Here is a 24,159-nt window from a genome sequence, read left to right as displayed (position 1 = left end):
CGGGCCGGGGTGGCGGCCCGGCCACGGGCCCCGGAACGCCCGAAGGCCCCCACCCGGTGGAGGGTGGGGGCCTTCGCGTCACCTATGTGCTTACTCCGCCCGGTGGCGGGGCCGGCTGAGCACCACGGAGGTCGTGGTCCGGCGGCGCTGCCGGGCGGAGGGCCTCCGACTCGAACCCGACCTGTGTCGGGTCTGGTCGCTTACTTGCTCGCGGCGAGCTCCTTGGCGGGCTCGGCCGCGGCGGCGGGCTTCGGCGCGGGGGCGGTCGCCTCCTGGAAGGCGTCGAAGGGCTTCTCCATCTCGGAGAGGCCGACCGTCTCGCGCTTGAGGAACATCGCCAGGGTCCAGTCGGTGAAGACCCGGATCTTGCGGTTCATGGTCGGGACCATCGCGCCGTGGTAGCCGCGGTGGAACCACCAGGCCAGGCGGCCCTTGAGCTTGACCTTGCCGAACAGGATCGCCACGCCCTTGTGCAGGCCGAGGCCGGCCACCGCGCCGAGGTTCTTGTGCTTGTACTCGGCCTGCGGGAAGCCGCGCATGCCCGCGATGACGTTGTCACCGAGGACGGCGGCCTGGCGGACCGCGTGCTGCGCGTTCGGCGGGCACCAGGCGCCCTCACCGGCGGCCAGGTCGGGGACCTGCGCATTGTCGCCGGCCGCCCAGACGTAGTCGAAGCCCTGGACCTGGAGGGTCGCCGCGGTGTCCACGTGGCCGCGCGGGCCGAGCGGGAGGCCGAAGCGGTTGACGACCGGGTTGGGCTTGACGCCGGCGGTCCACACGATGGTGGAGGCGTCGAACTCCATGCCGTTCTTCAGCACCACGTGCTGGTCGACGCAGGAGTCCATCGAGGTCTCGATGTAGACCTCGATGTTGCGCTCCTCCAGCCGGCCCTTGGTCCACAGACCCAGGTCGGGGCCCATCTCGGGGAGGATGCGGTTGGCCGCCTCCACCACGACGAAGCGCATGTCGTCCCGGCTGACGGTCTTGTAGATCTTGGCGGCGTCGCGCGCCATGTCCTCGATCTCGGCGACGGTCTCGATGCCGGCGAAGCCACCGCCGATGACCACGAAGGTCAGGGCCTTGCGCCGGACGTCCTCGTCCGTGGTGGACTCGGCCTTGTCGAGCTGCGCCATGACGTGGTTGCGGAGGCTGATCGCCTCCTCGACCGTCTTCATGCCGATGCCGTGCTCCGCCAGACCCGGGATCGGGAAGGTCCGGGAGACCGAGCCGGTCGCGACGACCAGGTACTCGAAGGGCAGTTCGTAGGAGTCGCCCGCCGCGGGCTGGATGGTGGCGACCTTGCGGGCGTGGTCCACCTCGGTCACGTGACCGGTGAGCACCTCCGCCTTCTTGAGGGCGCTGCGCAGCGGCGCGACGAGGTTGCGGGGCGCGACGTTGCCGCCGGCCGCCTCGGGAAGGAAGGGCAGGTACGTCATGTACGACCGCGGGTCGACGACCGTGACGGTCGCTTCGCCGTAGCGCATCTTTTTGAGGATGCGCATCGCGGCATACAGGCCGACGTAACCACCGCCGACAATGAGGATGCGAGGACGCTCCGTGGTGCTCATATCCGAAAGTATCCACCCCCGCCTGACGGAGCATTCGTGAGGCCCGTCACAAGCTCCTGGACACCTCGTGCTACACTACGCGCCCGCATTTCGGCCCCCGGCGGCCCGTTCCGGGCCCGCCGACCGCCCTCCGCGACCGGCCCGGCACTCAGTGCCGCGCTGAGCAGCAACGATCCTTGTGCCGTGCGGGTTCCCGAGCGGGGTTTCGATTTCTCCGGGATGAACGGCAGGTTGCCTGCGATCCCATGCGCGAGCTGCCGACGGCACCTTCGGTCCCACATTTCGGACGGAGCGGACACCCAGGTGCGACGAAAGGCTGGATTGGCATGTGAAGAAATTCACGAAGCTTCTTCGGGCGACACGCCGCAGGCCCCCCGGGAACCCCCCGGAGGGCCCCGGGAGGGACCCGGAAGGCCCTTGCGGGGGCCTGCCGGGACGGCCCCCCGGGGCGGGCGGACGGGGTCAGGCGATCGACCAGGCGATCCCGTCGAGGATGTCGTGCTCGGAGACCAGCAGTTCGGCGGCCCCGGTGCGCTCCATGATCTCCAGCAGGACCAGCGCGCCCGCCGCGATCACGTCCACCCGGCCGGGGTGCATGACCGGGACGGCGGCCCGCTCGGCGTGCGAGGAGTGCAGCAGCCACCGGGCGGTCTCCCGCACCCGGGCGACGTCCAGCACCGCGTGGTGGATTCGCTCGGAGTCGTAGCCGGGCAGTTCCAGGGCGATCCCGGCCACGGTGGTGACGGTGCCGGCCAGGCCGACCAGGGTGGCGCCGGAGTCCAGCGGGACGGCCTCGGCGACGGTGTCCAGCGCGGCCCGGATGTCGGCCCGGGCGGCCTCGATCTGCGCCTCGGTGGGCTGCCCGCCCGCGAAGTGACGCTCCGTCATCCGGACGCAGCCGATGTCCGCCGAGTACCCGGCCCGCACGTCCTGCTCGCCGAGCACGAACTCGGTGGAGCCGCCGCCCAGGTCGAACACCAGGTAGGGCGGCCGGTGCGGGCCGCCGAGCAGTTCGCGGGTGGCGCCGGTGAAGGAGAGCCGGGCCTCCTCGTCGCCGCTGACCACGCTCGGCTCGACGCCCAGGATCTCCTTGACCCCGGCGGTGAACTCGGCGGCGTTCTCGGCGTCCCGGGAGGCGGAGGTGGCGACCATCCTGATCCGCTCCGGGGCGACCCCGTGCGCGGCGATGACCTCGGCGTACTCGCGGCAGGCCGCGAAGGTGCGGGCCAGCGCCTCGGGGTGCAGCCGGCCGGTGCGGTCGACGTCCTGGCCGAGCCGGACGATCAGCATCCGCCGGTCCAGGTCGGTGATCGCGCCGGTCTCCGGGTCGAGGTCGGCGATCAGCAGGCGGATCGAGTTGGTGCCGCAGTCGATCGCGGCGACCCGGATCGGGCTCACGACTCGTCCTCCGGCCCGGCCCCGGCGGCCTTGCGGGCCGCCCGCTCGGCACTCAGTGCCTCCTTGGCGGCGATCACCGCGTCGTGGTCCCTGGCCTTGGCCCGGTTGCGGGCGACCCGCTCGCCGGCCGCCTCGACCTCGGCGTCGCTGACGCACGGGCCCTTGGCCCACCACTGTTCCAGCATCCCGATCGCCTCGTCGCCGAGCGGGTTGACGCCCTCCCCGGCGGCCAGCGAGTGCCCGACCAGCACGTGCAGGCACTTGACCCGGTCGGGCATGCCGCCGGCGCTGGGGAAGCCCTCCAGCACCTCGACGGCGTCCCGGCGGGCGATGTAGTCCTCGTGCGCCGCGCGGTAGGCGGCGGCCAGCTCCGGGTCCTCGGCGAGCCGGGCGGTCTGCTCCTTCATCACGCCGTCCGCCTCCAGGGTGCCGATCAGCGAGGCGGCCCGGGGGCAGGTCAGGTAGTAGAACGTCGGGAACGGCGTGCCGTCGGGCAGCCGGGGCGCGGTCTCCACCACGTCCGGGTTGCCGCACGGGCAGCGGTGGGCGACGCCGCGCAGCCCGCGCGGGACCCGGCCGAGCTGGGCGGCGATGGCGGCGACGTCGCGGTCGGACACCTCGGGGGCGTCGGACACGGGAGGGTTCTGGTTGCTCATCAGGTCAGGAGTCTGTTCGTCCGAGGGGGCGGGGTGGTCAGAGGGCGGCAGGGGGTGGCGAGGCGGGCGGGGGCGTCAGGGGGCCGGCTGCGGTGCAGGCGCCGCGGCGTCGGCGGCGTCCACCGAGTCCCAGAGCGCGGCGTACCAGGGTTTGACGGCCTTCGGGCGGCCGGCCGCGGCGTCCGTCGAGGAGGGCTTGGCGCCGGGCGCGGGCGGCGGGGAGACCGAGACGAACGGGGTCTCGCCGGGCAGCGCGTAGTGCAGCCGCTCGCGGGCCTGCGCCTTGACGTACTCCGGGTCCTGCCAGCGGGCCTTCTCCCGGCGCAGCTCGTCGACCTGCCGACGGGCGTGCTCGGCCTTGGCCCGCTGGTCGGCGATCTCGCCGCGCTGGGCGATGTACTGCCGGGCGGGGTAGGCCAGTATCGCCACCAGCGAGCAGAGCACGAGCACCAGCACGGTGGCCCGGCTGGTGAAGCGCGGTCGCGCCGCCAACCCGGGAATCCTCCACTTGGCCATCTGCTCACCCCTCCTGCGCACGCCGGTGCCCCGGCCCCCACCCTACGCGGTGGGAGCCGGGGCACCGGTCACAACAGGCGTCCGCCCGTCGCGGGGTTCAGCCCTTGCTGTGCTTACTTGTCCGCGGAGCGACTGTGCTTACTTGTCCGCGGAGCGGAACCGCGGGAAGGAGGAGCGGCCCGCGTACTCGGCGGCGTCGTCGAGGATCTCCTCGATGCGCAGCAGCTGGTTGTACTTGGCGACGCGCTCGGAGCGGGCCGGGGCGCCGGTCTTGATCTGGCCGCAGTTGGTGGCGACGGCGAGGTCGGCGATGGTGACGTCCTCGGTCTCGCCGGAGCGGTGCGACATCATGCAGCGGTAGCCGTTGCGCTGGGCCAGCTCGACGGCGTCCAGGGTCTCGGTGAGCGAGCCGATCTGGTTGACCTTGACCAGCAGGGCGTTGGCGGTGCCGGTCTCGATGCCCTTGCGCAGGCGCTCCGGGTTGGTGACGAACAGGTCGTCGCCGACCAGCTGGACCTTGTCGCCCAGCGCGTCGGTGATGGCCTTCCAGCCGTCCCAGTCCGACTCGTCCAGCGGGTCCTCGATGGAGACCAGCGGGTAGTCGGCGACCAGCTCGGCGTAGTACGAGATCAGGTCGTCGGCGGAGAGCGCCTTGCCCTCGAACTGGTAGGCGCCGTCCTTGTAGAACTCGGAGGCGGCGACGTCCAGGGCGAGCGCGACGTCCTTGCCCGGGGTGTAGCCGGCCTTCTTGATGGCCTCGGTGATGAGGTCGAGGGCCTCGCGGTTGGAGTCCAGGTTCGGGGCGAAGCCGCCCTCGTCGCCCAGGCCGGTGGAGAGCCCGCGCTCCTTCAGCACGCCCTTGAGGGTGTGGTAGACCTCGACGCCCCAGCGGACGGCCTCGGAGAAGGACTCCGCGCCGATCGGGGCGATCATGAACTCCTGGATGTCGACGTTGGAGTCCGCGTGCGAGCCGCCGTTGAGGATGTTCATCATCGGGACGGGCAGCACGTGGGCGTTCGGGCCGCCCAGGTAGCGGAACAGCGGCAGGTCGCTGGCCTCGGAGGCGGCGTGCGCCACGGCGAGCGAGACGCCGAGGATCGCGTTGGCGCCGAGTGAGGACTTGTCCGGGGTGGCGTCCAGGTCGAGCATGGCCTGGTCGATCAGGCGCTGCTCGGTGGCGTCGTAGCCGACCAGCTCGGGGCCGATCTGCTCGATCACGGCGAGGACGGCCTTCTCGACGCCCTTGCCGAAGTAGCGGTTCTTGTCGCCGTCGCGGAGCTCCAGCGCCTCGAAGGCACCGGTGGAGGCACCCGACGGGACAGCCGCACGACCGGTGCTGCCGTCGTCGAGACCGACCTCGACCTCGACCGTGGGGTTGCCGCGGGAGTCGAGGATCTCACGGGCTACGACGACATCAATGGACGGCACGAGGCATCTCCTAGCGGAAGCGGATGTGTGGTCGTTACGACCAGAGCCTAGCCGCACAGCGCGCCGCGGCCACGCCGGGCCGGGCCCCGTCTCACGGTGTGGCCCGGCTACTCACCGGTAGTTCACCTGTTTGACGGCCGATCCGCCGCTCCCGGTGGCGCGAACTGCTCGGCGCGCGCCGGGAGCGGACGAGGCATCAGGGGACGCGGCCCTCGTCAGGGCGGCGGCGGGACCTCGTCAGGTCCGCGGGCCTCGCGTCCCGGATGCCGGACCGGGTGCCGGACCGGGTGCCGGGCCCGATGCGGGCCCCGGTGTCAGAGGGCGAGTACCTGTCCGGGCAGGATCAGGTCGGGGTCGGCGCCGATCAGCTGCCGGTTCGCCTGGTAGATCCACTCCCAGCCGCCGGCCACGTGCTGCGCGGCGGCGATGGTGGAGAGCGTGTCGCCGCCCTGGACGGTGTAGCCGCCGGCGGTGCCCTGCGGGGCCGGCTGGGTGGCCTGGGGCGCGTCCTGGAGGTCGGCGGCGGTCTCGGCCGGCCGGTTCGGCGGCGAGTCCTGCGGCCGCCGGGGTGCGGCCGGGCGCTCCTCGGAGCGCGAGGCGGTGTCGGCGGACACCTCGGCGGGTGCGCCGCCCTTGACCAGCCCGGCCCGCTTGGAGCAGACCGGCCAGGCGCCGGGGCCCTGGGAGGCCAGCACCCGCTCGGCCACCGCGATCTGCTGGGAGCGGCTGGCCTGGTCGGCGCGGGCCGCGTACTGGCCGCCGCCGTAGGCGCGCCAGGTGGAGGAGGTGAACTGCAGGCCGCCGAAGAACCCGTTCCCGGTGTTGATGCCCCAGTTCCCGCCGCTCTCGCACTGGGCCACGCGGTCCCAGGTGTCGACGGGTGCCGCGACCGCTCCGGCGGCGGCCAGCAGGGGGAGTGCCAGGCCGACCGAGGCCACGCCGGCGGCGGCGACGACCTTCTCGGCCTTGGTACTACGGGGGTGACGAACAGCGTGGGTGAACAGCACGGGACATCCTCTCCGCACGCCTGCGAGGTGAGCTGTCGGGTTCGGACCGGGAGGCTGGCCCGGCCGCCGGACGGTCCGGGCGCGCTTGCGCCCGCTGCTCGGCGGCTTCACCCCAAGCCGTTGGGACTACGGCGTTCACACTGGTTCCCCCACTCCTGTCCGGTACCTGGTCGGTGGCCCGAGGACGCGGCGGACAGGACTCGGCGTGCCGCGATCGGGGCCCGCAGCTGCGGGCATGTCGGAGAGTAGGCAAAGCTGACGAGCAATCACAAGCTCATATCACCATGATCACGCCGAAATCACGGAAATTCCCACTTCGTTGACGAACGATCCAGGTATGTCCAGATTCGTCTCGGACGGGAGTGCGACGCGCGCCCCCGCCCCGGCGCGTCGTCGGCCCAGCGCGGCGGCGTGTCACGGGTGCTGAAACGGCGTCAGCGGGGCGTGAAGGAGACCGGGAGGTCGCGCAGACCGCGCATGATCAGCCCGCCCCGCCAGCGCAGCTCGGCCGGATCGGCGGCCAGCCGGACGTCCGGGAGCCTGGTCAGCAGGCTGCCGATCGCGCGCTGCCCCTCAAGCCGGGCCAGCGGGGCGCCGATGCAGTAGTGGATGCCGTGACCGAAACCCAGGTGCGGATTGTCCTGGCGGGCCAGGTCGAGGGTGTTCTCGGCGGCGAACCGGGCCGGGTCGCGGTCGGCCGCGGCCAGCACCACCAGCACCGGGTCGCCGACCGGGACGTCCACCCCGCCGATGGTCAGCGGCGCGGTGGCGAAGCGCCAGGTCGCCAACTCCACCGGGCCGTCGTAGCGCAGGAGTTCCTCGATCCCGGTCTCCAGCAGGCCGGACTCGCCGCGGGCCAGCGAGTCCTGCAGCAGGGTGCGCTGTCCCGGGTCGCGCAGCAGCGCGTACATCCCGTTGCCGATGAGGTTGATGGTGGTCTCGAAGCCGGCGAACAGCAGGATGAAGGCCATCGCCGCGGCCTCGTTCTCGGTCAGGTGCTCGCCGTGGTCGCCGGCCCGGATCAGGCCGGAGATCAGGTCCTCGCCGAGGTCGGCCCGCTTGCGGTGGATCAGGTCGGCCAGGTAGCCGCGGATCTGCTTGACCGCGCGGCCCACCCCTCCCCTCTTCCCCCGGTGTGACGGATCATCATGCCGGCCCAGTCGCGCAGGTCGTCCTGGTCCTCCTCGGGGACGCCGAGCAGGTCGCAGATCGCGTAGATGGGGAGCGGGAAGGCGAACTCGTGGATCAGGTCGGCCTCGCCGCGGGCCGCGAAGGAGTCGATCAGCCGGTCGGTGAGCTGCTGCACCCGCGGCTCGAACTCGGCCACCCGGCGCGGGGTGAACGCCTTGGAGACCAGCCGGCGCAGCCGGGTGTGGTCGGGCGGGTCGATGTTCAGCAGGTGGGTCATCAGGTCGGCCTGCCGTTCGCCGGGGATGCCGACCCGGCCGCTGCGGTGGGCCTGTTCGCTGTGGTGCGCCGGGTTCTTGGAGAGCCGGGCGTCCGCCAGCGCCTGCCGGGCGTCCGCGTAGCGGGTGACCAGCCAGGCGTCGACCCCGCTCGGGAGGGTGGTGCGGTGCACCGGCGCGTGCTCCTGCAGCCAGGCGTACGCCGGGTAGGGGTCGGCCGCGAACTCCCAGGTGAAGAGTTGCGGGTGGGCGGCGTGGGGCTGATCTGGCATGTCTTGACCGTATCTGGAAGCGCCACCGCGTGAGTCTGGTCACCTGGTGGGTATTCCCTGTTGCGGAGCGTCGGGGCGAGCCTACGATCCTCCGATAACCACAGTGGGCGGCGTGCGGGCCGGCCACGGGTTCGCTCTGAAAGGGGAGCTGACCATGCGAGTAGCCGGTGCAGTGGTGGTCATCGCGGTGCTCGACGGAGGCTCGGGGGCCGACCTGGCCCGCAGGTTCTCCGCCGCCGGCGCCGCCGGTCTGCTCATCGCCGATGTGCGCCCCGGCGTCGCCGAGGACCTGGCCGCCGAACTCGACCGCCCCGGCTGCCCGGTGGTCGGCGTCTCCGGCGACGTCCACCACCCGGCGGACATCGCCGCGCTGGTCGACACCGCCGTCAAGCACCTCGGCCCGATCGACCTGTTCGCGGTGGCCGGGCCGGACGGCGAGCGGATCGTCCAGCTCGCCGAACTGCCCGTCCACCTCGACCCGCTGGCCGAACTGCTCGCCCTGGTCGGCGAGGCCATCGGCGAGGTGATCCCGGCCCAGCGCCGGCCCGTCGCGGACGTCCCGCTGGCCGGCTAGCGCGCTCCCCTTCTTACTTCCCGGGCAGGCCCTCGGCGGAGCGGACCGCCGCGCGGTAGCGGCGGGCCGCCGCCCGCAGCGCCGCGTCCACGTCCACCCCCCGGTCGTAGCCGCGCTGCGCGACCGCCAGCAGCAGCTCGCCCGCCGACTCCGCGGTCAGCTCGGCGGGCAGCTCGTACGGCGCGTCCGGCACGGCGGTGAAGTGCGCCCGGCGCACCCGGGACACCAGCTTCGCCGCGTACGCCAGCGCGGGCAGGCCCGCCGGGACGCCGTCCAGCACCGACTCCCGCTGCTTCTCGGCCGCCTTCAGCTGCTCCCAGTTGGCCTCGGTCTCGGCGGAGCCGGACACGCTCACGTCGCCGAACACGTGCGGGTGGCGGTACATCAGCTTCTCGACGAGGTCGCCCGCGACGTCGTCGATCGAGAACGGGTCCTCGGCGTCCTCCTCGGCGATCCGGGCGTGGAAGAACACCTGGAGCAGCACGTCGCCGAGCTCCTCGCGCAGGGTCTCCCGGTCGCCCTCCTCGATCGCCTCGACCAGCTCGAACGCCTCCTCCACCAGGTACTTCACCAGGCTCCGGTGGGTCTGCTCGGCGTCCCACGGGCAGCCGCCGGGCGAGCGCAGCCGGTCCATCACGGAGGCCAGGTCCAGCAGCCGGGCGCCCGGCAGGTCGTACGAGCCCGGCAGCAGTTCGATCTCCGGGTGCTCCCCGGCCTCCTCCACCGCGATCCGGGCCAGCGCGTCCGTCAGCCCCGGGTCGCCGTCCGGGCTCTCCAGCCAGAGCGCCGGGGCCTCGGCCAGCAGCCGCCGGGCCAGCGCCGGGGCCGAGGGCCGCTCGATCACCTCCGGCTCGACGCCCGCCGCCCGCAGCGCGGCCAGCTGCGGGTGGTCCGCGACCCCGGCCAGCACCTTCGGCGCGGACCGGAGCGCCTCCCAGGCGGGCCAGGACAGCAGGCCGGGGGCGACGCGGTGGGTGGTGGTCAGCAGGATCAGCTTCGGAGTCTCCACGGGGTCGAACCTACCGGGAGGCACCGGCCGCGCGGGACGTGCCCGCCCGGGGCGGGGTCAGTGCCGGCGGCGGGCCTTGGAGAGCAGCACCAGCAGGCCGGCCAGGACGCAGCCGAGGGCGGCCAGGCCGATCAGCGGGAGGGCGCCGGCGCTGCCGGTCCCGGGGAGGCGGCTGCCCTCCGGCGCGCCCGGGGCCGGGGCCGGGTCGGCGGCCGCCACCGGCCGGGCGGCGGTCGCCGGGCCCGGGTGCGCCGGCCGGACCACCGCCGGGCGCGGCCCGTGCGGCACGGCGGACGCGGCGGACGCGGCGGAGGACGCGGCGAGCGGCAGGAGCAGTCCGGCGGCGGCGGGCAGGACCGCGCACAGCGCACGCAGCCTCCTCGGCAGGGGGGAACGGCGCTGGAGCACGGACGGACCTCGCAACCGGTGCGACGGAGGGGCAGGGCTGCTCCACAGCCTCACCGGCCCGGCCGGGCCCGCCCGGGGGACACGGCGGTGGCGCGGGGCCCGCTCACCCGTCCGGCGCAGGCCGGGGCGGGCCGGGGCGGGCCGGGGCGGGGCGGGCCGGGGCGGGCCGGAGTGGGACGGGCCGGTGTGCCGTACCGGCGCTGCGGTCAGAGCGTCCGGACGGTCTTCGGCAGCCAGTCCTCGGTGCTGTCGGTGAGGCCGATCCGGGCGGTGTCCCAACTGCCGTAGCGCGGGTTGACCTCGATGTGCAGGGCGGTGCCCGCGTCGACCAGCGCCTTGCGGATCGCGGCGTCGCCCTCGGCGCCGTTCGGGTCCTGGCCGTCGGCCAGCTTCATCAGGCCGATCTGCTGGCGGTAGAAGCCGTCGATGTCGCCGGCCGGGACGCCCTGCTTGGCGCGCAGCAGTTCGGCGAGCTTGTCCTCGCTGCCGACGGTCCGGGCGTCCGCGGCCCGGGCGCGGTCCACCTCGCTCTGGCTGACGTCGAGCCGGCGGTCCGCCAGGGCCCGGGCGACCACCTTGCCGAGCACCAGGTCGGAGACGGCGTGCCGGGCCAGGCCGGGCTGCTCCTCGGTGGCGGCCCCGTCCTGCGCGGCGCCGTCCCGGACGGCGGCGACCCGGGCCTCGACCTGGGCGATGCTGATCCGGTCGCCGCCGACCACGGCGGCGGCCCCCTGGTGCGCCGGTGCCCCGCCGCAGGCGGTGAGCGCGGCGGCGGCGACCGCGACGCCGAGGGCGGCCCGCAGTCGGCGGGGGGAGCTGGTGCGGATCACTGGGGCCTCCTGGGCGGTGGAGCGCGGTCCGGTGGTGCTCTGCGTACGTGGCTGGGACGAAGAATATTGAGCCCCGCCCCCGGGGGCCAGACCCCCGCACCCGCCGGGCGCGGCGCTCGCTCGCGCCCGGTACGGGCCGGGGGCGCCGGGGGACGCCGTCCGGCCGTCCTCCGGCGCCCCCGCGGGCGCTGCGCGATCGCCGCGTCAGCGCTTGAGGTCCTCGAACATGGTGCTCAGGAACTCGGCGCACCAGGAGAGCAGTTCCCGCCCGACCAGCGGCTTGCCGCCGATCCGGCCGCCGCTGCCGGGGCGCGGCACCAGCAGTTGCCGGGCGGCGGACTTGATCTGGGTGCGCGGGTAGAGCCGGTTGAGCCGCAGTTGCTGGGACTCCCGCAGGTCGACCGGGCCGAAGCGGACGAAGGTGCCCTGGAGGGTGATGTCGCCGATGCCGCAGCGCCGGGCGAACAGCCGCAGTCCGGCCACCAGCAGCAGGTTCTCCACCGGTTCGGGCAGCTTGCCGTAGCGGTCGGTCAGCTCCTCGCGGACCTGCGCGATGTCGTCCTCCGAGTTGACCGCCGCGATCGAGCGGTACGCCTGGAGGCGCAGCCGCTCCCCCGGCGCGTAGTCGTGCGGGACGTGCGCGTCCACCGGGAGTTCGATCTTCACCTCCAGCGGCTCCTCCTCCGGCTCGCCGCCGCCCGCCTCCAGCGCGTCGCGGAACTCGGCCACCGCCTCGCCGACCATCCGCATGTAGAGGTCGAAGCCGACGCCCGCGATGTGCCCGGACTGCTCGCCGCCGAGCAGGTTGCCCGCGCCGCGGATCTCCAGGTCCTTCATCGCGACGTACATGCCCGCGCCCATCTCGGTGTGCTGGGCGATGGTGGCGAGGCGCTCGTGCGCGGTCTCGGTGAGCGGCTTCTCCGGCGGGTACAGCATGTAGGCGTAGCCGCGCTCGCGGCCGCGGCCGACCCGGCCGCGCAGCTGGTGCAGCTGGGAGAGGCCGAAGGTGTCGCCGCGCTCCACGATCAGGGTGTTGGCGTTGGAGATGTCGATGCCGGACTCCACGATGGTGGTGGAGACCAGGACGTCGAACTCCTTCTCCCAGAAGTCGACGACGACCTTCTCCAGCTGGTTCTCCCCCATCTGTCCGTGCGCGGTGGCCACCCGGGCCTCCGGCACCAGGTCCTTCAGCCGGGCGGCCGCCTTGTCGATCGACTCGACCCGGTTGTGGATGTAGAACACCTGGCCCTCGCGCAGGAGTTCGCGCCGGATCGCGGCGGCGATCTGCTTCTCGTCGTACGGGCCGACGAAGGTCAGCACCGGGTGCCGCTCCTCCGGCGGGGTGGTGATGGTGGACATCTCGCGGATGCCGGTGACCGCCATCTCCAGGGTGCGCGGGATCGGGGTGGCGGACATGGTCAGCACGTCGACGTTGGCCCGCAGCTTCTTCAGCTGCTCCTTGTGCTCGACGCCGAAGCGCTGCTCCTCGTCGACGATGACCAGGCCCAGGTCCTTGAACCTGGTCTCCGAGGAGAACAGCCGGTGGGTGCCGATCACCACGTCCACCGAGCCCTCGAACAGGCCCTCCAGCACGGCCTTCGCCTCGGTGTCGGTCTGGAACCGGGACAGCGCCTTCACGGTGACCGGGAAGTTGGCGTACCGCTCCGCGAAGGTCGAGAAGTGCTGCTGCACCAGCAGCGTGGTCGGCACCAGCACGGCGACCTGCTTGCCGTCCTGGACGGCCTTGAAGGCGGCGCGCACCGCGATCTCGGTCTTGCCGTAGCCGACGTCGCCGCAGATCAGCCGGTCCATCGGGACGGACTTCTCCATGTCGGCCTTGACCTCGCCGATGGTGGTCAGCTGGTCGGGCGTCTCCGCGTACGGGAAGGCGTCCTCCAGTTCGCGCTGCCAGGGCGTGTCCGGGCCGAAGGCGTGGCCGGGGGCCGCCATCCGGGCCGAGTACAGCTTGATCAGGTCGGCGGCGATCTCCTTGACCGCCTTCTTGGCCCGCTGCTTGGTCTTCGCCCAGTCCGCGCCGCCCAGGCGGTGCAGCGTCGGGGCCTCGCCGCCGACGTACTTGGTGACCTGGTCGAGCTGGTCGGTCGGCACGAACAGCCGGTCGCCGGGGTGACCGCGCTTGGCGGGCGCGTACTCCAGCACCAGGTACTCGCGGGTCGCGCCCTGGACGGTGCGCTGCACCATCTCCACGTACCGGCCGACGCCGTGCTGCTCGTGCACCACGTAGTCGCCGGCCGCCAGCGCCAGCGGGTCGATCGCGTTGCGGCGGCGGGACGGCATCCGGCGCATGTCCTTGGTGGAGGACCGCTGGCCGGAGAGGTCGGTCTCGGTGATGACGGTGAGCTTCAGCTCCTCGTCGACGAAGCCGTGCTCGATCGAGCCGCAGGAGACGTACACCACGTCCCGGGTCGGGGCCTCGGCGAGGTCGGCGACCAGGCGGGCCGCGATGCCCTCGTTGCCGAGCACCTCGGCCAGCCGGGAGGCCGGGCCGTGGCCCTCGGTGACCATCACCACCCGCCAGTCGTCGGCGAGGCGGTCCTTGGCGTCGGCGATCGCCCGCGCGGTGTCGCCGCGGTACGCCTCGACGGCGTGCATGCCCAGGGTGAGGGTGTCCGCATCGAATTCGAGCATGTCGGAGACCGTGGAGTCACTGGTCGCGAACGGGCTGACCGACCACCACGGCAGGCCGATCCCGGCGGCGTGCTCGCGGACGTCCGCCAGCGACCGGAGCGAGGCGGCCGAGACGTCGATCGCCTCCAGGTCGATCGGGCGGTCGGCGCCCGCCGCGGCGGCCACCCAGGACGCGGCCAGGAACTCCTGGCTGGTGGCGACCAGGTCGGCGGCCCGGGTGCGGACCCGCTCCGGGTCGCAGACCACGGCGATCGAGCCGGCCGGCAGCACGTCCAGCAGCAGCTCCATGTCGTCCACCAGCACCGGGGCCAGCGACTCCATGCCCTCGACCGCGATGCCCTGCGCGATCTTGTCCAGGATCTCGCCCAGCTCGGGGTGGGCGGCGGCCAGGTCGGCGGCCCGCGCGCGCACCTGGTCGGTCAGCAGCAGCTCCCGGCAGGGCGGCGCCCACAGGCCGTGCTCGGCGACCTCCAGGGACCGCTGGTCGGCGACCTTGAAGTAGCGGATCTCCTCGACGTCGTCGCCCCAGAACTCCACCCGCAGCGGGTGCTCCTCGGTCGGTGGGAAGACGTCCAGGATGCCGCCGCGCACCGCGAACTCGCCGCGCTTCTCGACCAGTTCGACCCGGGCGTAGGCGGCGGCCGCCAGCCCGCGGGCCACCTCGTCCAGGTCGTGCTGCTCGCCGCGCCGCAGCGCCACCGGCTCCAGCTCGGCCAGCCCCTTGACCTGCGGCTGGAGCACGCTGCGCACCGGCGCCACCACCACCTGCACCGGCCCGGCCGCCGGGTCGTCGGCGCGCGGGTGGACGATCCGGCGCAGCACGGCGAGGCGGCGGCCGACGGTGTCCGAGCGCGGGGAGAGCCGCTCGTGCGGCAGCGTCTCCCAGGCCGGGAAGTCGGCGACCGCGTCGGGCGGCAGCAGCGAGCGCAGCGAGGCCGCGAGGTCCTCGGCCTCCCGGCCGGTGGCGGTCACGGCCAGCACCGGCCGGCCGCTCCCGCCGGCGCGGGCGGCCAGCGACCGGGCCAGCGCCGCGATCGCGAACGGCCGGGCGGCGGGCGGCCCGACCAGGTCGAGGTGCTGCCTGTGCCCCGTGGCCGCCGCCTCGATCGCCTCGGCGAGGGCGGCGTCCCGTACGACGACATCCAGCAGTCCGGACAGGCTCATACGTCAGTTTCTCCACGACGGGGAGTGGCCCGGCACAGGAGACGGCCGGGCAGCGCGACAGGCCCGGAACGCGGTGCGCCCGGGGGGTGTCCAGCCTACGCCGCGCCGCCGCCGCGCACGCGGCGCGGCGTCCCGACGGCGGCGGCGGGGCGACTCACCGGTATCCGGTCCGGCTCGTCCAGAGATCATGCGGCCGACACACTGCTGTCACTGTGCGTCCATGGTCACCGCGCACCATGGATGTCAGCGCAGGCCGCATCCAACCGTGGGGGATGGCTGTGGAAGCGCGATCGCACCTCGATGGGGGTCGGGAGTGCGAAGGCCGGGCGGCCCTGGGTGGGGGCGCCCGTGCCACTCACGCCGAGGACCGCGGCGCCCGCTCCCGGGCGGCGCCGCGGGTCTCGGCGTCCTGGCGTTCCGGGCCCCGCGCGCCCCGCCCGCACCACTTCCGGCGAAGCCGCCCGCGCGAGGTGCGGCGCTCCGTACCCTCGTGTGAAGAAGGTGTGGGGACGCCGGTCATTTCCAGGGGGTTTGCTTCGTCATGCGCGTGGTCATCGCAGGTCAGGGCTATGTCGGACTCCCACTCGCGGTGCGCGCCGCCGAGGTGGGCCACCGGGTCGTCGGGTACGACGTGGACGAACGCCGGATCAAGCGGCTCGCGGTCGGCGAGTCGTACGTCGAGGACATCCCCGGGGAGCGGCTGCGCCCGCTGCTCGACTCCGGGGCGTACCTGCCCACCGCCGCGCCCGCCGACGTCGCGGACTTCGACGTCGCGGTGATCACCGTGCCGACGCCGCTGCGCGACGGCGTCCCCGACCTGTCGTACATCGAGACCTCGGCGCGGCTGCTGGGGCGGCACCTGAAGCCCGGGGCGACGGTGGTGCTGGAGTCCACCACCTACCCCGGCACCACGGAGGAGCTGCTCGCCCCGCTGCTGGAGGCCGGCTCCGGGCTGCGGGCCGGGGCCGACTTCCACCTCGGCTACAGCCCGGAGCGGATCGACCCGGGCAACCCGGTGTGGAAGCTGGAGAACACCCCCAAGGTGGTCTCCGGCACCACCCCCGAGGGCCTGGCCGCCGTCGCCGCCTTCTACGGGCAGCTGGTCGAGCGGACGGTGCCGGTCTCCTCCTGCAAGGAGGCCGAGCTCACCAAGCTGCTGGAGAACACCTTCCGGCACGTGAACATCGCGCTGGTCAACGAGCTGGCGATGTTCGCCCACGACCTCGGCATCGACGTCTGGGAGGCCATCGACGCGGCCTCCACCAAGCCCTTCGGCTTCCTGCGCTTCACCCCGGGCCCGGGGGTCGGCGGGCACTGCCTGCCGATCGACCCCTCGTACCTGTCCTGGCGGGTCGAGCGCGCCCTCGGCCAGTCCTTCCGGTTCGTGGAGCTCGCCAACGACGTCAACAGCCACATGCCCGACTACGTGGTGCGGCGGCTCACCGAGGCGCTCAACCAGCGCCGCCGCAGCGTGAACGGCTCGCGGGTGCTGATCCTGGGCCTCGCCTACAAGGCCAACACCGGCGACGCCCGGGAGACCCCGGCGGCCCGGATCGTCGACCTGCTCACCCGGCAGGGCGCCGAGGTCCGGGCCGCCGACCCGCACGTCGTCGCGGGCGTCCACGTCGCCGAGCCGCACGTCCCCGGCCAGCGCACCCCCGCCCACGAGGGCGGCCCGCTGGCCGCCGTCCACCGCGTCGAGGCCACCCCCGAGGAGCTGGCCGCCGCCGACGCCGTCCTGCTGCTCGCCGACCACGACGAGTTCGACTACGCGGCCGTCACCACCCACGCCCGCTACGTCCTCGACTGCCGCCGCCGCCTGACGGGGGCGGCGGTCGAGGTGCTGTAGCCGGGACCCGGGCCGGGGTCCGGCTCAGCCCCGGCGCTGGATGCGGTTGCGGTCGGGGCGGGTGTCGTGGTCGATGCCGTCGTCGACGATGACGATCTTGGGGACGATGCGCTGCTCGGCGGCGGCCTCGGGCGCGGGCTTGTCGGGCGCGGTGGCGGGCTGCTCGGGCGCGGTGGCGGGCTTCGGCGGGACCGGGTCCTTGGCGAAGCTCGCGGGCTTGGCCGGCGGGGCCGGGATCTCGGCGGGGACCGTCGGGGTGTAGGGCTTGCGGGGGTCGTCCTGCCGGGGCTCGGCCGCGGTCCTGACCGGGCCCAGGACGGTGGTGGGCTGGTCGGCGACCGGGGGCTTGGTGAGGTCGGCCCTCTTGGCCGCGACGGCCTCCGCCGCGTCCTCCGGGTCCTCGATCGCGCCGACGGCGGCGCCGGTGAGGGAGGCGAGGGTGCCCTTGATGTGGTCGAGGTGGGTCTGGACCTTGTCGAGGCGCTTGGTGAAGTCGGCCTGCTCGCGCTCGCTGGCGGCCTTGATCCGGGCGGCCTTCTCCCGCGCGGCACCGAGCGCGGCGTCCGCCTTGGCCTGGGCCTCGGTGTCGAGGCGGCGGGCCTCCGCCAGCATCGCCTCGCGGTGCTGCTCGGCCTCCTTGACCCGGGCGTCGGCCGCGGCGGTGACCTTGGCCACGGCGGCGTCGGCGGCGGCCTCGGCGGCGGTGAAGTCCTCGTCGGCCTTGCGGCGGCGCTCGGCGAGGGTGGCCTCGGACTGCTCGGAGGCGTTCGCGGCGGCGACCCGGACCCGGGCGGCGTGGCCGGTCGCGGCGTGCACCAGGGCGCGGGCCTCGGCGTCCGCCTCGGCCCGGATGCGCTCGGCCTCGGCGCGGCTGCGCTCGTCGGTGCGGCGGACGAACTGGTCGGTCTCCTCGCGCAGCTTGGCGGCGTACTCCTTGGCCGCCCGGGCGGCGGCCTCACCGGCCTCGTGGGCGGCGTCCCGGGCGTCCTCCCCGGCCCGCTCGGCCTTGGCGTGGATGGCGTCGGCCTCGTTGAGGGCGATGCCGAGCAGGGCCGCGGCCTGGTCGCTGAGCTCCCCGAAGTCGGGGTCGGGGGCCTCCTCGGCGTCCTGCTGGATGTCGGCCAGGCGCTTCTCCATCTCGCGCAGCCCGCCGCCCAGGACGCTGAGCCGCTCCCACGCCTCGTCTCGGGCACGGCTGAGCGCGGTGACCGCCGCGTCGACCTGGTCGGGCGCGTAGCCGCGCCTGGACGGGGTGAAGCCGTACTGGGACACGGCGTCGCTCATTTCGGCTGTTCTCCTCGTGCTCGCGGGCTGCGCGGCCCCGCCGGGTGCGTGGTTCTGGTGGGGCGGGCGAACCGTCCCATTGACCTATTTTGCGCAGATACGAACGCAAACCAAACAGGGGCCGCCGCGCGGCCGGGCGAACCGGCCGCGCGGGGAGGCGTCAGAGCAGGCCGTCCCAGAGCTGTTCGACCAGGACCGCCCACCAGCTCTCGGGGGTGTGCACGGCGGCCGGGTCGACCGCCAGCAGCTGGGCCTGGAAGTCGGTGGTCCAGCGGCCGGCCTGCTCGGGGTTGAGGCCGTGGCGCAGGTGCCACATCCGGGCCAGCGCGGCCAGGCAGGCCGCGAACTCGGGGACCCCGGAGTTGACGAAGCGCGGCGGCTCGGCCGGGTTCTCGACGTCGACGGCGACCACCGCGGCGGTGCCGTACTGGACGCACAGCTGGCGGCCGTAGTCGTTGCCGAGCACCAGGTAGCCGCCGAAGTCCGGGCCGGGCGGCAGACCGCGCTCGGCGGCGAGCTCGGCCAGCGTCGGGATGGGGCGGCCCTCCTGGGCCTGGGCCCAGAAGAACGGCGCGAACTCGCGGGGCAGGCCGACCCACATCAGGACCTGGGCGACCTGCTCCGGCACCCCCTGGCGGGCCACCGCGCGCTGCTCGAACCGGAACATCGACGGGCCGAACATCGCGCCGAACTCCGCCGCGAGCTGCTGCGGCGGCGGGGCGGCAGCTGCGGGACGGCCCCGGGCGCGGGCAGCGGCGCCCGGACGGTGCGCGGGCGGTGCGGGGCGGACACCAGCTGGTGCAGCTGCTCGACGTGCTCCTGCAGCACGTTCATCCCGGCCTGCCGGGCGGCGGCGTCGCGGCCGTACGGGGCGGTGTGGCTGATCCGGGCGTTCGGCCAGGACGCCCGCACCATCCGGGAGCAGTAGCCGCCGGGCAGGTCGCACAGCTCCAGCTCGGTGTGCACCTCCAGCACCTGGTCGGCGGGCACGCCGAGGCGGCGCAGCTCCTGGAGGGCCCGCCACTCCGGGTGCGGGGTGCCCAGCTCGGAGGTCATCACCAGGCTGAGCTCGGAGCCGTCGGGGGCCCGGTAGTTGACCACGGCGGTGGTGCCGGGGCCGACCGTGGGCAGGCCGGACGGCGGCGGCACCGGCCCGGCCGACGGCGGTGCCTGGCCGGGCGCGCCGGGCGGCAGGCCGTGGCCCTGCGGGCCGCCCGGGAACGGCGGCGGGGGTGCCTGGAACGGCGGCGCGCCCTGCGGCGCCCCGGGGAACGGCGGCTGCTGCGGCGGCTGGCCGGACAGCGGGAACGGCGGGGTCGCGCCCGGCGGCAGCTCGATCGCCGGGGCCAGCTGGGTGGCCTGGTAGGCGACCGCGGCGGCCTCCGGCGCGGGGGCGGCGTGCGCGGCGTGGGCGGGCGGCGGGGTGCCCGGGCCGCCGGGGTGCTGGGCGGGGCCGCCGGCGGCGGCGGACAGCAGGTCGCTGGGCGGGGGCGGCGGGGGTGCGCCGGGGCCGCCGCGGCCACCGGGGCGCGGGGCGGGCCCGCCGGTGGACGGCAGCAGCTCGTTCGGCGGGGGCGGCGGCGGTGCGCCGGGGCCGCCGCGGCCCAGCTGGACGCCGGGGCCGGGCAGCGGGGTGCCCGGGCCGGGGGCGCCGGGCAGGCCCATCAGGCCGGGCGGGCCGTCGGTGGCGAGCATGGTGGCCGCGTGGTCGATCGGGTTCGCGGAGGGCGCGGGCGCACCGGGCGGCGGCGGGACGGCACCACCGGGCGGCGGCGGCACGGGCGTGCCGGGCGCCGGGGTGCCCGGGCCGCCGGCCGGGTACGGCGGGGCGGCGGGCGGGACGGGCGCGCCGGGGTACGGCGGCGTCGCCCCGGGCGGGACGGGCGCGGCGCCCGGGAAGGCGTGGCCGGGGGCGAGCACGGTGGCGCCCTCGGCGCCGGGCGGCGGCGTCGCCCCGGGCGGCACCGGCGCGGCGGGTGCACCGCCCGGGAAGGCCCGGCCGGGGGCGAGCACGGTGGCGGCCTCGGAACCGGGCGGCGGCGGGACGGGCGTGCCGGGCACGGGGGTGGGCGTGCCGGTGAAGTAGCTGGGGCCCTCCTCGCCGGGTTCCGACAGCGACGCGGCCTGCGGGACGGCCTGCGGCGCGGGCGCGGCGGCCTGCGGCGGGATCGGCGGGGCCGGCGCGGGGGCGGGCGCGGGCGCGGGGGCGGCCAGTCGGTCGGCCTCGGCGGCGATCGCGGCGGCCCCGGCCTCCTGGAGCCACTGCGGGGGGCTGAGCAGGAAGGAGGTGGCCTCGACCGCGCCGCGCACCGGCTTGGCGGCCCCGGCCGGGTTGGGCTCGGCGCCGGTGCCGTACAGCTCCTCGTACTGCCGGACCACCTCGTTGACCGGCAGCGGCGGCCAGAGCGTGCTGGCGCCGCTGTCGCGGGCGATCACCAGGCGCAGCGAGGTGCCGGGGCCGCCGCTGTGCTCGCTGCCGTCGACGGCCCAGCAGACGTAGCCGAGGTCGAACTCGCGGACCTTCACCTCGCGGTGCCGCGAGCGCGGCACCCCGGCGTTGATCCAGTCCTCGGCGGTCTCCTGCGCCTGCGCGTACGTGGTCACCACGTCTCGTCCCACCCCTGTCGTTCGGTCAGTTCACCGGGACGGCGCGCACGAAGCCGCCGTCCACCATGAGTTCGGCGACGGTCTCCAGCTCCGCGGGCCCGCCGGCGAGGCGCAGCAGGAACGCGTCGAAGCTGTCGCCGCAGGGCAGCAGGAGGCGCTGCACGCGCTGCTCGACGGGCTCGTCGGAGCCGTCGTCGCGGGCGTCGTCGTAGGGCAGGAAGCCGACCGAGCCGGTGCCCTCGCCGCGGACCCTGACGGTCAGCAGGCCGCCCTGGAGGTAGGCGACGGCGAGGTGGTCCTTGGTGAGGTGGTCGCGCAGGCACTTGTTGGCGTACACCAGGTCGTGGGTGCCGTACTCCTCGCTGAGGGTGAGGAACGGCTGGTCGACCAGCAGGCCGAGGTCGACGTCGAGGGCGACGCCGACCGGGCCGCGGCCGCCGGTGAGCTTGAGGAAGTCCCGGTAGGCGGGCGGCAGCGGGTGGCCGAGGCGCTGCTCGGCGCGCTGGACCAGGTCCTCGGTGACGGCGATCGGGTCGCCGCCGTCCTTGGCGAGCGAGAAGTGCGCGGGGCGGCGGTCCTGGAGCGGGCGGGTGCCGCGGCGGGTGTGGTCGGCGGTGGAGCGGGCCAGGCCGCCGTGGTGCCGCAGCAGGGCCTTGACCTCGACCGGGACGAGCTCCATCCGGCGCCAGCCCGCGGGGGCGCGGCCGACGACGTGGTGCCAGGTCCAGCCGGGCGGGGTGGCGACGGCGCTGTCCAGGTCGGCCCAGAGCTCGTGGCCCCGGGTGTAGAGCGCGGCGTTGGCCGACACGTAGTCGGTCAGGCGCAGTTCGTCGACGCCGAAGCCCTCGGGCGGGTCGGCGACCTCGGCGGCGGCGGCCGCGTACGGCGAGAAGTCCGGGTGGCCGTTCTCGTCGACGCGCACGCCCCGGGGGTGCCGCTCGGCCCGGACCGGGTCCGGGAACTGCACCACCTGGCCCGCGTACGCCGCGTTGGGCACGGCGGCGGTGCCGGGCCGACCTGTCGTCATCTGTGGTCCCCCACTGGCAGAAGCCGATGTCCTCGGGGACCAGCGTAGGGCAACGGCCGCCCGCGTTCGGGGGCGCGGTGGTACCCGGCCGGACACCGCCCGGCCGGGTGCCCGCCGGAGGTCAGCGGCGGCGCAGCGCGGCGGCCAGCGTCTCGGCGACCCGGGTCTGCTGGACCTCGGTGAGCTGCGGGAACAGCGGCAGGGTGAGCAGGTGCCCGGCGGCCCGCTCGGTGACCGGGAAGGCGCCTTCCGGATGGCCGAGGTGGCGGAACGCGGGCTGGAGGTGGACCGGGACGGGGTAGTGCACGCCGGCGCCGATCCCGGCCTCCTGGAGGGCGGCCAGCACGCCGTCCCGGTCGCGCTCGACCCGCACCGCGTACAGGTGCCAGACGTGCGCGTTGCCGGGCAGGGTGCGCGGCAGGGTGATCCCGTCCAGGTCGCCGAGCAGCTTGTCGTAGCGTTCGGCGGCGGCCCGGCGGGCCTCGTTCCAGGCGGGCAGGCGGCGGAGCTTGGCGCGCAGCACCACGGCCTGCAGGGTGTCCATCCGGGAGTTGAAGCCGAACCGCTCGTGGACGTACTTGCGGTCCGAGCCGTGGTCGCCGAGCAGCCGCACCGCGCGGGCGAGTTCGGCGTCGTCGGTGACCACCGCGCCCGCGTCGCCGTACGCGCCGAGGTTCTTGCCGGGGTAGAAGCTGGTGGCCGAGATCCGCCCCCAGCTGCCGGCGGGCCGCCCGTGCCGGGTCGCGCCCTGCGACTGGGCGCCGTCCTCGACCACCGGTAGGCCGTCGGCCGCCGCCAGCAGCGCCTCCATCGGGGCGAGTTGGCCGTTCAGGTGGACGGGCAGCAGCGCGACGGCGTCCGCCGCCCGGGCGGCGGCCTGCTCGACGTCGATCAGCAGGTGCTCCTCGTCCACGTCCACCAGGACCGGCCGCAGCCCGGCCCGGACCACCGCCTCGGCGCTGGCCACGAAGGTGTTCGCGGGCAGCACCACCCCGCCGCCGGGCTCCAGCTCCAGTGCGCGCAGCGCCAGTTCGATCGCGTCGGTGCCGTTCGCCGTCCCCACCGCGTGCGCCGTGCCGCAGAACGCCGCGTACTCCCGCTCGAACGCGGCCACGTCGGGGCCCTTGACGTAGGCGCCGCTCGCCAGCACCGCGTCGAAGCCCGCGCGGACCTCGTCGGCGATCTCGGCGTGCGCGGCGTGCAGGTCGACCAGGGGGATGTCGGTCACGGTGGGAGCCTCTCGTGGGCGGGACCAGGGGCGCGGGGAACTGCGCGGAGCGGGGGACGGACGACGGAAGGGTCGCGGCGGGGAGCGGACGTCGCACGTGCGGGCGCCCCCGCGTCAACGCCCCAGGGCCGCCTTGAGGGCCGAGACGACGTGCTGGACCTGCTCGTGGCCGAGCGAGTGGTAGAGCGGCAGGATCAGCGACCGCGCGGTGATCAGCTCCGTCGCGGGCAGCGGCACCCGCGCCGTCCCCTTGTACGGGGCCTCCAGGTGCGCCGCCATGATGCCGCGCCGCGCCGAGACGCCGTCGGCGGCGAGCCGGGTCAGCACCTCGCCCCGGTCGGGGGCGTCCTCGGGGAGCAGCAGCCAGAGCGACTGGAAGTTCGCGGTGCCGTGCGGCGGGTCGGCGACCGTCCGGGCGGCCAGTTCGGGGCCGAGCAACTCGCGGTAGTGGTCGGCGAGTTCGCGCCGCCGGGCGACCATCGCGGGGAGCTTGCCGAGCTGGACCAGGCCGATCGCGGCCTGGACGTCGGTCATCCGGTGGTTGAAGCCGATCTCGTCGTAGGTCTCCACCACGCCCGCGCCGCCCGCCCCGGCGTGCCGGTCGGCGGCCGAGACGCTCATGCCGTGCTCGCGCAGCCGCCGCAGCCGGGCGGCGAGTTCGCCGTCCTGGAGGGTGAGCATGCCGCCCTCGCCGGTGGTGAGCAGCTTGCGCGGGTGGAAGGAGTAGGCGGAGATCGCGGCGCCCGCGCCGGCCGGGCGGCCCCGGTAGACGGAGCCGGCGGCGCACGCGGCGTCCTCGACCACGGCGATGCCGCGCGGTTCGACCAGGGCGCGGATCGCGTCCAGGTCGACGGGGACGCCGCCCTGGTCGACGGCGATCACGGCCCGGGTGCGCGCGGTGAGCAGCGGCGCGACGGTGGCGGGGGTGAGGTTGGCGGTGGCCGGGTCGACGTCGGCGAAGACCGGTACGGCCCCGACGTAGGTGACGGCGTTGGCGGTGGCGACGAACGACAGCGAGGGGACGACGACCTCGTCGCCGGGGCCGACCCCGGCGCCGATCATCGCCAGGTGCAGGGCGGTGGTGCAGTTGGACACCGCGACGGCGTGCGGCGCGCCGGTGTGCTCGGCGAACGCCTTCTCGAACGCGGCCACCCGGGGGCCCTGCGCGACCCACCCGGAGCGGACGGCCTCGGCGGCGGCCTCGGCCTCCTCCTCGCCGAGCCACGGGATCATGACGGGGATGGTCATCGGGTGCTCCTCCTCGGTTCACGCACAGCCG

18 protein-coding genes, 1 pseudogene and 1 riboswitch are annotated in these 24,159 nt (G+C 74.8%); of the genes and pseudogenes, 2 read left to right on the top strand and 17 right to left on the bottom strand.

Going from position 1 to position 24,159, the window contains the following annotated elements:
- Window positions 1-200 precede the first annotated feature (200 nt).
- From QMQ26_RS21565 to QMQ26_RS21535, 7 genes and pseudogenes are all read right to left on the bottom strand, one after another.
- Window positions 201-1,568, bottom strand: coding sequence for an NAD(P)/FAD-dependent oxidoreductase (locus QMQ26_RS21565; RefSeq protein ID WP_100836592.1), 1,368 nt, complete (start codon window positions 1,566-1,568; stop codon window positions 201-203).
- 462 nt (window positions 1,569-2,030) lie between these two features.
- The gene (locus QMQ26_RS21560; RefSeq protein ID WP_100836593.1) at window positions 2,031-2,966 is read right to left on the bottom strand and encodes a Ppx/GppA phosphatase family protein; all 936 of its coding nucleotides are present in this window, start codon (window positions 2,964-2,966) and stop codon (window positions 2,031-2,033) included.
- Window positions 2,963-3,622 (bottom strand): DUF501 domain-containing protein, encoded by a 660-nt coding sequence (locus tag QMQ26_RS21555; protein WP_282202391.1) that lies wholly within the window; start codon window positions 3,620-3,622, stop codon window positions 2,963-2,965. Before QMQ26_RS21555 ends, QMQ26_RS21560 begins: the two co-directional genes overlap by 4 nt.
- Window positions 3,623-3,697: 75 nt before the next feature.
- Window positions 3,698-4,138, bottom strand: a complete 441-nt coding sequence (locus tag QMQ26_RS21550) for an FtsB family cell division protein (protein ID WP_100836595.1) — start codon at window positions 4,136-4,138, stop codon at window positions 3,698-3,700.
- Between the two features lie 138 nt (window positions 4,139-4,276).
- A complete protein-coding gene (gene eno, locus QMQ26_RS21545) occupies window positions 4,277-5,566 on the bottom strand; it encodes a phosphopyruvate hydratase (protein ID WP_282202390.1) in 1,290 nt (429 codons plus the stop codon).
- A 314-nt stretch (window positions 5,567-5,880) separates the two neighbouring features.
- A complete protein-coding gene (locus QMQ26_RS21540) occupies window positions 5,881-6,573 on the bottom strand; it encodes a transglycosylase family protein (protein ID WP_282202389.1) in 693 nt (230 codons plus the stop codon).
- Window positions 6,574-6,576: 3 nt separating this feature from the next.
- A riboswitch (cyclic di-AMP (ydaO/yuaA leader) is annotated at window positions 6,577-6,775 on the bottom strand.
- A gap of 232 nt (window positions 6,776-7,007) precedes the next feature.
- Window positions 7,008-8,251 (bottom strand): annotated as a pseudogene (locus QMQ26_RS21535) (cytochrome P450 family protein).
- A 154-nt stretch (window positions 8,252-8,405) separates the two neighbouring features.
- Between QMQ26_RS21535 and QMQ26_RS21530 the strand changes: the two are divergent.
- Window positions 8,406-8,825 carry an SDR family NAD(P)-dependent oxidoreductase gene (locus QMQ26_RS21530; RefSeq protein WP_100836599.1) on the top strand — a complete coding sequence of 140 codons (420 nt, stop codon included), beginning with the start codon at window positions 8,406-8,408 and terminating at the stop codon, window positions 8,823-8,825.
- A gap of 13 nt (window positions 8,826-8,838) precedes the next feature.
- On the opposite strand, the gene QMQ26_RS21525 is transcribed toward QMQ26_RS21530, so the two are convergent.
- The 4 genes from QMQ26_RS21525 to mfd all read right to left on the bottom strand — a co-directional run bounded on the left by QMQ26_RS21525 (window position 8,839) and on the right by mfd (window position 14,885).
- Window positions 8,839-9,834, bottom strand: coding sequence for a MazG family protein (locus QMQ26_RS21525; protein WP_282202388.1), 996 nt, complete (start codon window positions 9,832-9,834; stop codon window positions 8,839-8,841).
- Window positions 9,835-9,891: 57 nt separating this feature from the next.
- On the bottom strand, window positions 9,892-10,242 hold the full coding sequence (locus QMQ26_RS21520; RefSeq protein WP_282202387.1) for a hypothetical protein: 351 nt from the start codon (window positions 10,240-10,242) through the stop codon (window positions 9,892-9,894).
- Between the two features lie 206 nt (window positions 10,243-10,448).
- On the bottom strand, window positions 10,449-11,072 hold the full coding sequence (locus tag QMQ26_RS21515) for a SurA N-terminal domain-containing protein (RefSeq protein WP_282202386.1): 624 nt from the start codon (window positions 11,070-11,072) through the stop codon (window positions 10,449-10,451).
- 204 nt (window positions 11,073-11,276) lie between these two features.
- Window positions 11,277-14,885 (bottom strand): transcription-repair coupling factor, encoded by a 3,609-nt coding sequence (mfd, locus tag QMQ26_RS21510; RefSeq protein WP_282202385.1) that lies wholly within the window; start codon window positions 14,883-14,885, stop codon window positions 11,277-11,279.
- Window positions 14,886-15,426: 541 nt separating this feature from the next.
- On the opposite strand from mfd, the gene QMQ26_RS21505 reads away from it, so the two are divergent.
- A complete protein-coding gene (locus QMQ26_RS21505; RefSeq protein ID WP_282202384.1) occupies window positions 15,427-16,734 on the top strand; it encodes a nucleotide sugar dehydrogenase in 1,308 nt (435 codons plus the stop codon).
- Window positions 16,735-16,758: 24 nt separating this feature from the next.
- On the opposite strand, the gene QMQ26_RS21500 is transcribed toward QMQ26_RS21505, so the two are convergent.
- The 6 genes from QMQ26_RS21500 to QMQ26_RS21480 form a co-directional block, all read right to left on the bottom strand.
- Window positions 16,759-18,018, bottom strand: coding sequence for a hypothetical protein (locus QMQ26_RS21500; protein ID WP_282202383.1), 1,260 nt, complete (start codon window positions 18,016-18,018; stop codon window positions 16,759-16,761).
- A gap of 160 nt (window positions 18,019-18,178) precedes the next feature.
- Window positions 18,179-18,685: an SUKH-4 family immunity protein gene (locus QMQ26_RS37490; protein ID WP_318552002.1), complete on the bottom strand. Its 507-nt coding sequence runs from the start codon at window positions 18,683-18,685 to the stop codon at window positions 18,179-18,181.
- Window positions 18,619-20,622, bottom strand: coding sequence for a nucleic acid/nucleotide deaminase domain-containing protein (locus tag QMQ26_RS21495; protein WP_318552001.1), 2,004 nt, complete (start codon window positions 20,620-20,622; stop codon window positions 18,619-18,621). Before QMQ26_RS21495 ends, QMQ26_RS37490 begins: the two co-directional genes overlap by 67 nt.
- A gap of 28 nt (window positions 20,623-20,650) precedes the next feature.
- Window positions 20,651-21,652, bottom strand: coding sequence for an SMI1/KNR4 family protein (locus QMQ26_RS21490; RefSeq protein WP_282202382.1), 1,002 nt, complete (start codon window positions 21,650-21,652; stop codon window positions 20,651-20,653).
- 121 nt (window positions 21,653-21,773) lie between these two features.
- A complete protein-coding gene (locus QMQ26_RS21485; RefSeq protein ID WP_100836608.1) occupies window positions 21,774-22,880 on the bottom strand; it encodes a DegT/DnrJ/EryC1/StrS family aminotransferase in 1,107 nt (368 codons plus the stop codon).
- 114 nt (window positions 22,881-22,994) lie between these two features.
- The gene (locus tag QMQ26_RS21480; RefSeq protein WP_282202381.1) at window positions 22,995-24,128 is read right to left on the bottom strand and encodes a DegT/DnrJ/EryC1/StrS family aminotransferase; all 1,134 of its coding nucleotides are present in this window, start codon (window positions 24,126-24,128) and stop codon (window positions 22,995-22,997) included.
- Window positions 24,129-24,159 lie beyond the last annotated feature (31 nt).

Source organism: Kitasatospora fiedleri, from assembly GCF_948472415.1.
In the GTDB taxonomy this organism is placed as follows: domain Bacteria; phylum Actinomycetota; class Actinomycetes; order Streptomycetales; family Streptomycetaceae; genus Kitasatospora; species Kitasatospora fiedleri.
This window is presented reverse-complemented; position numbering and strand designations above follow the sequence as displayed.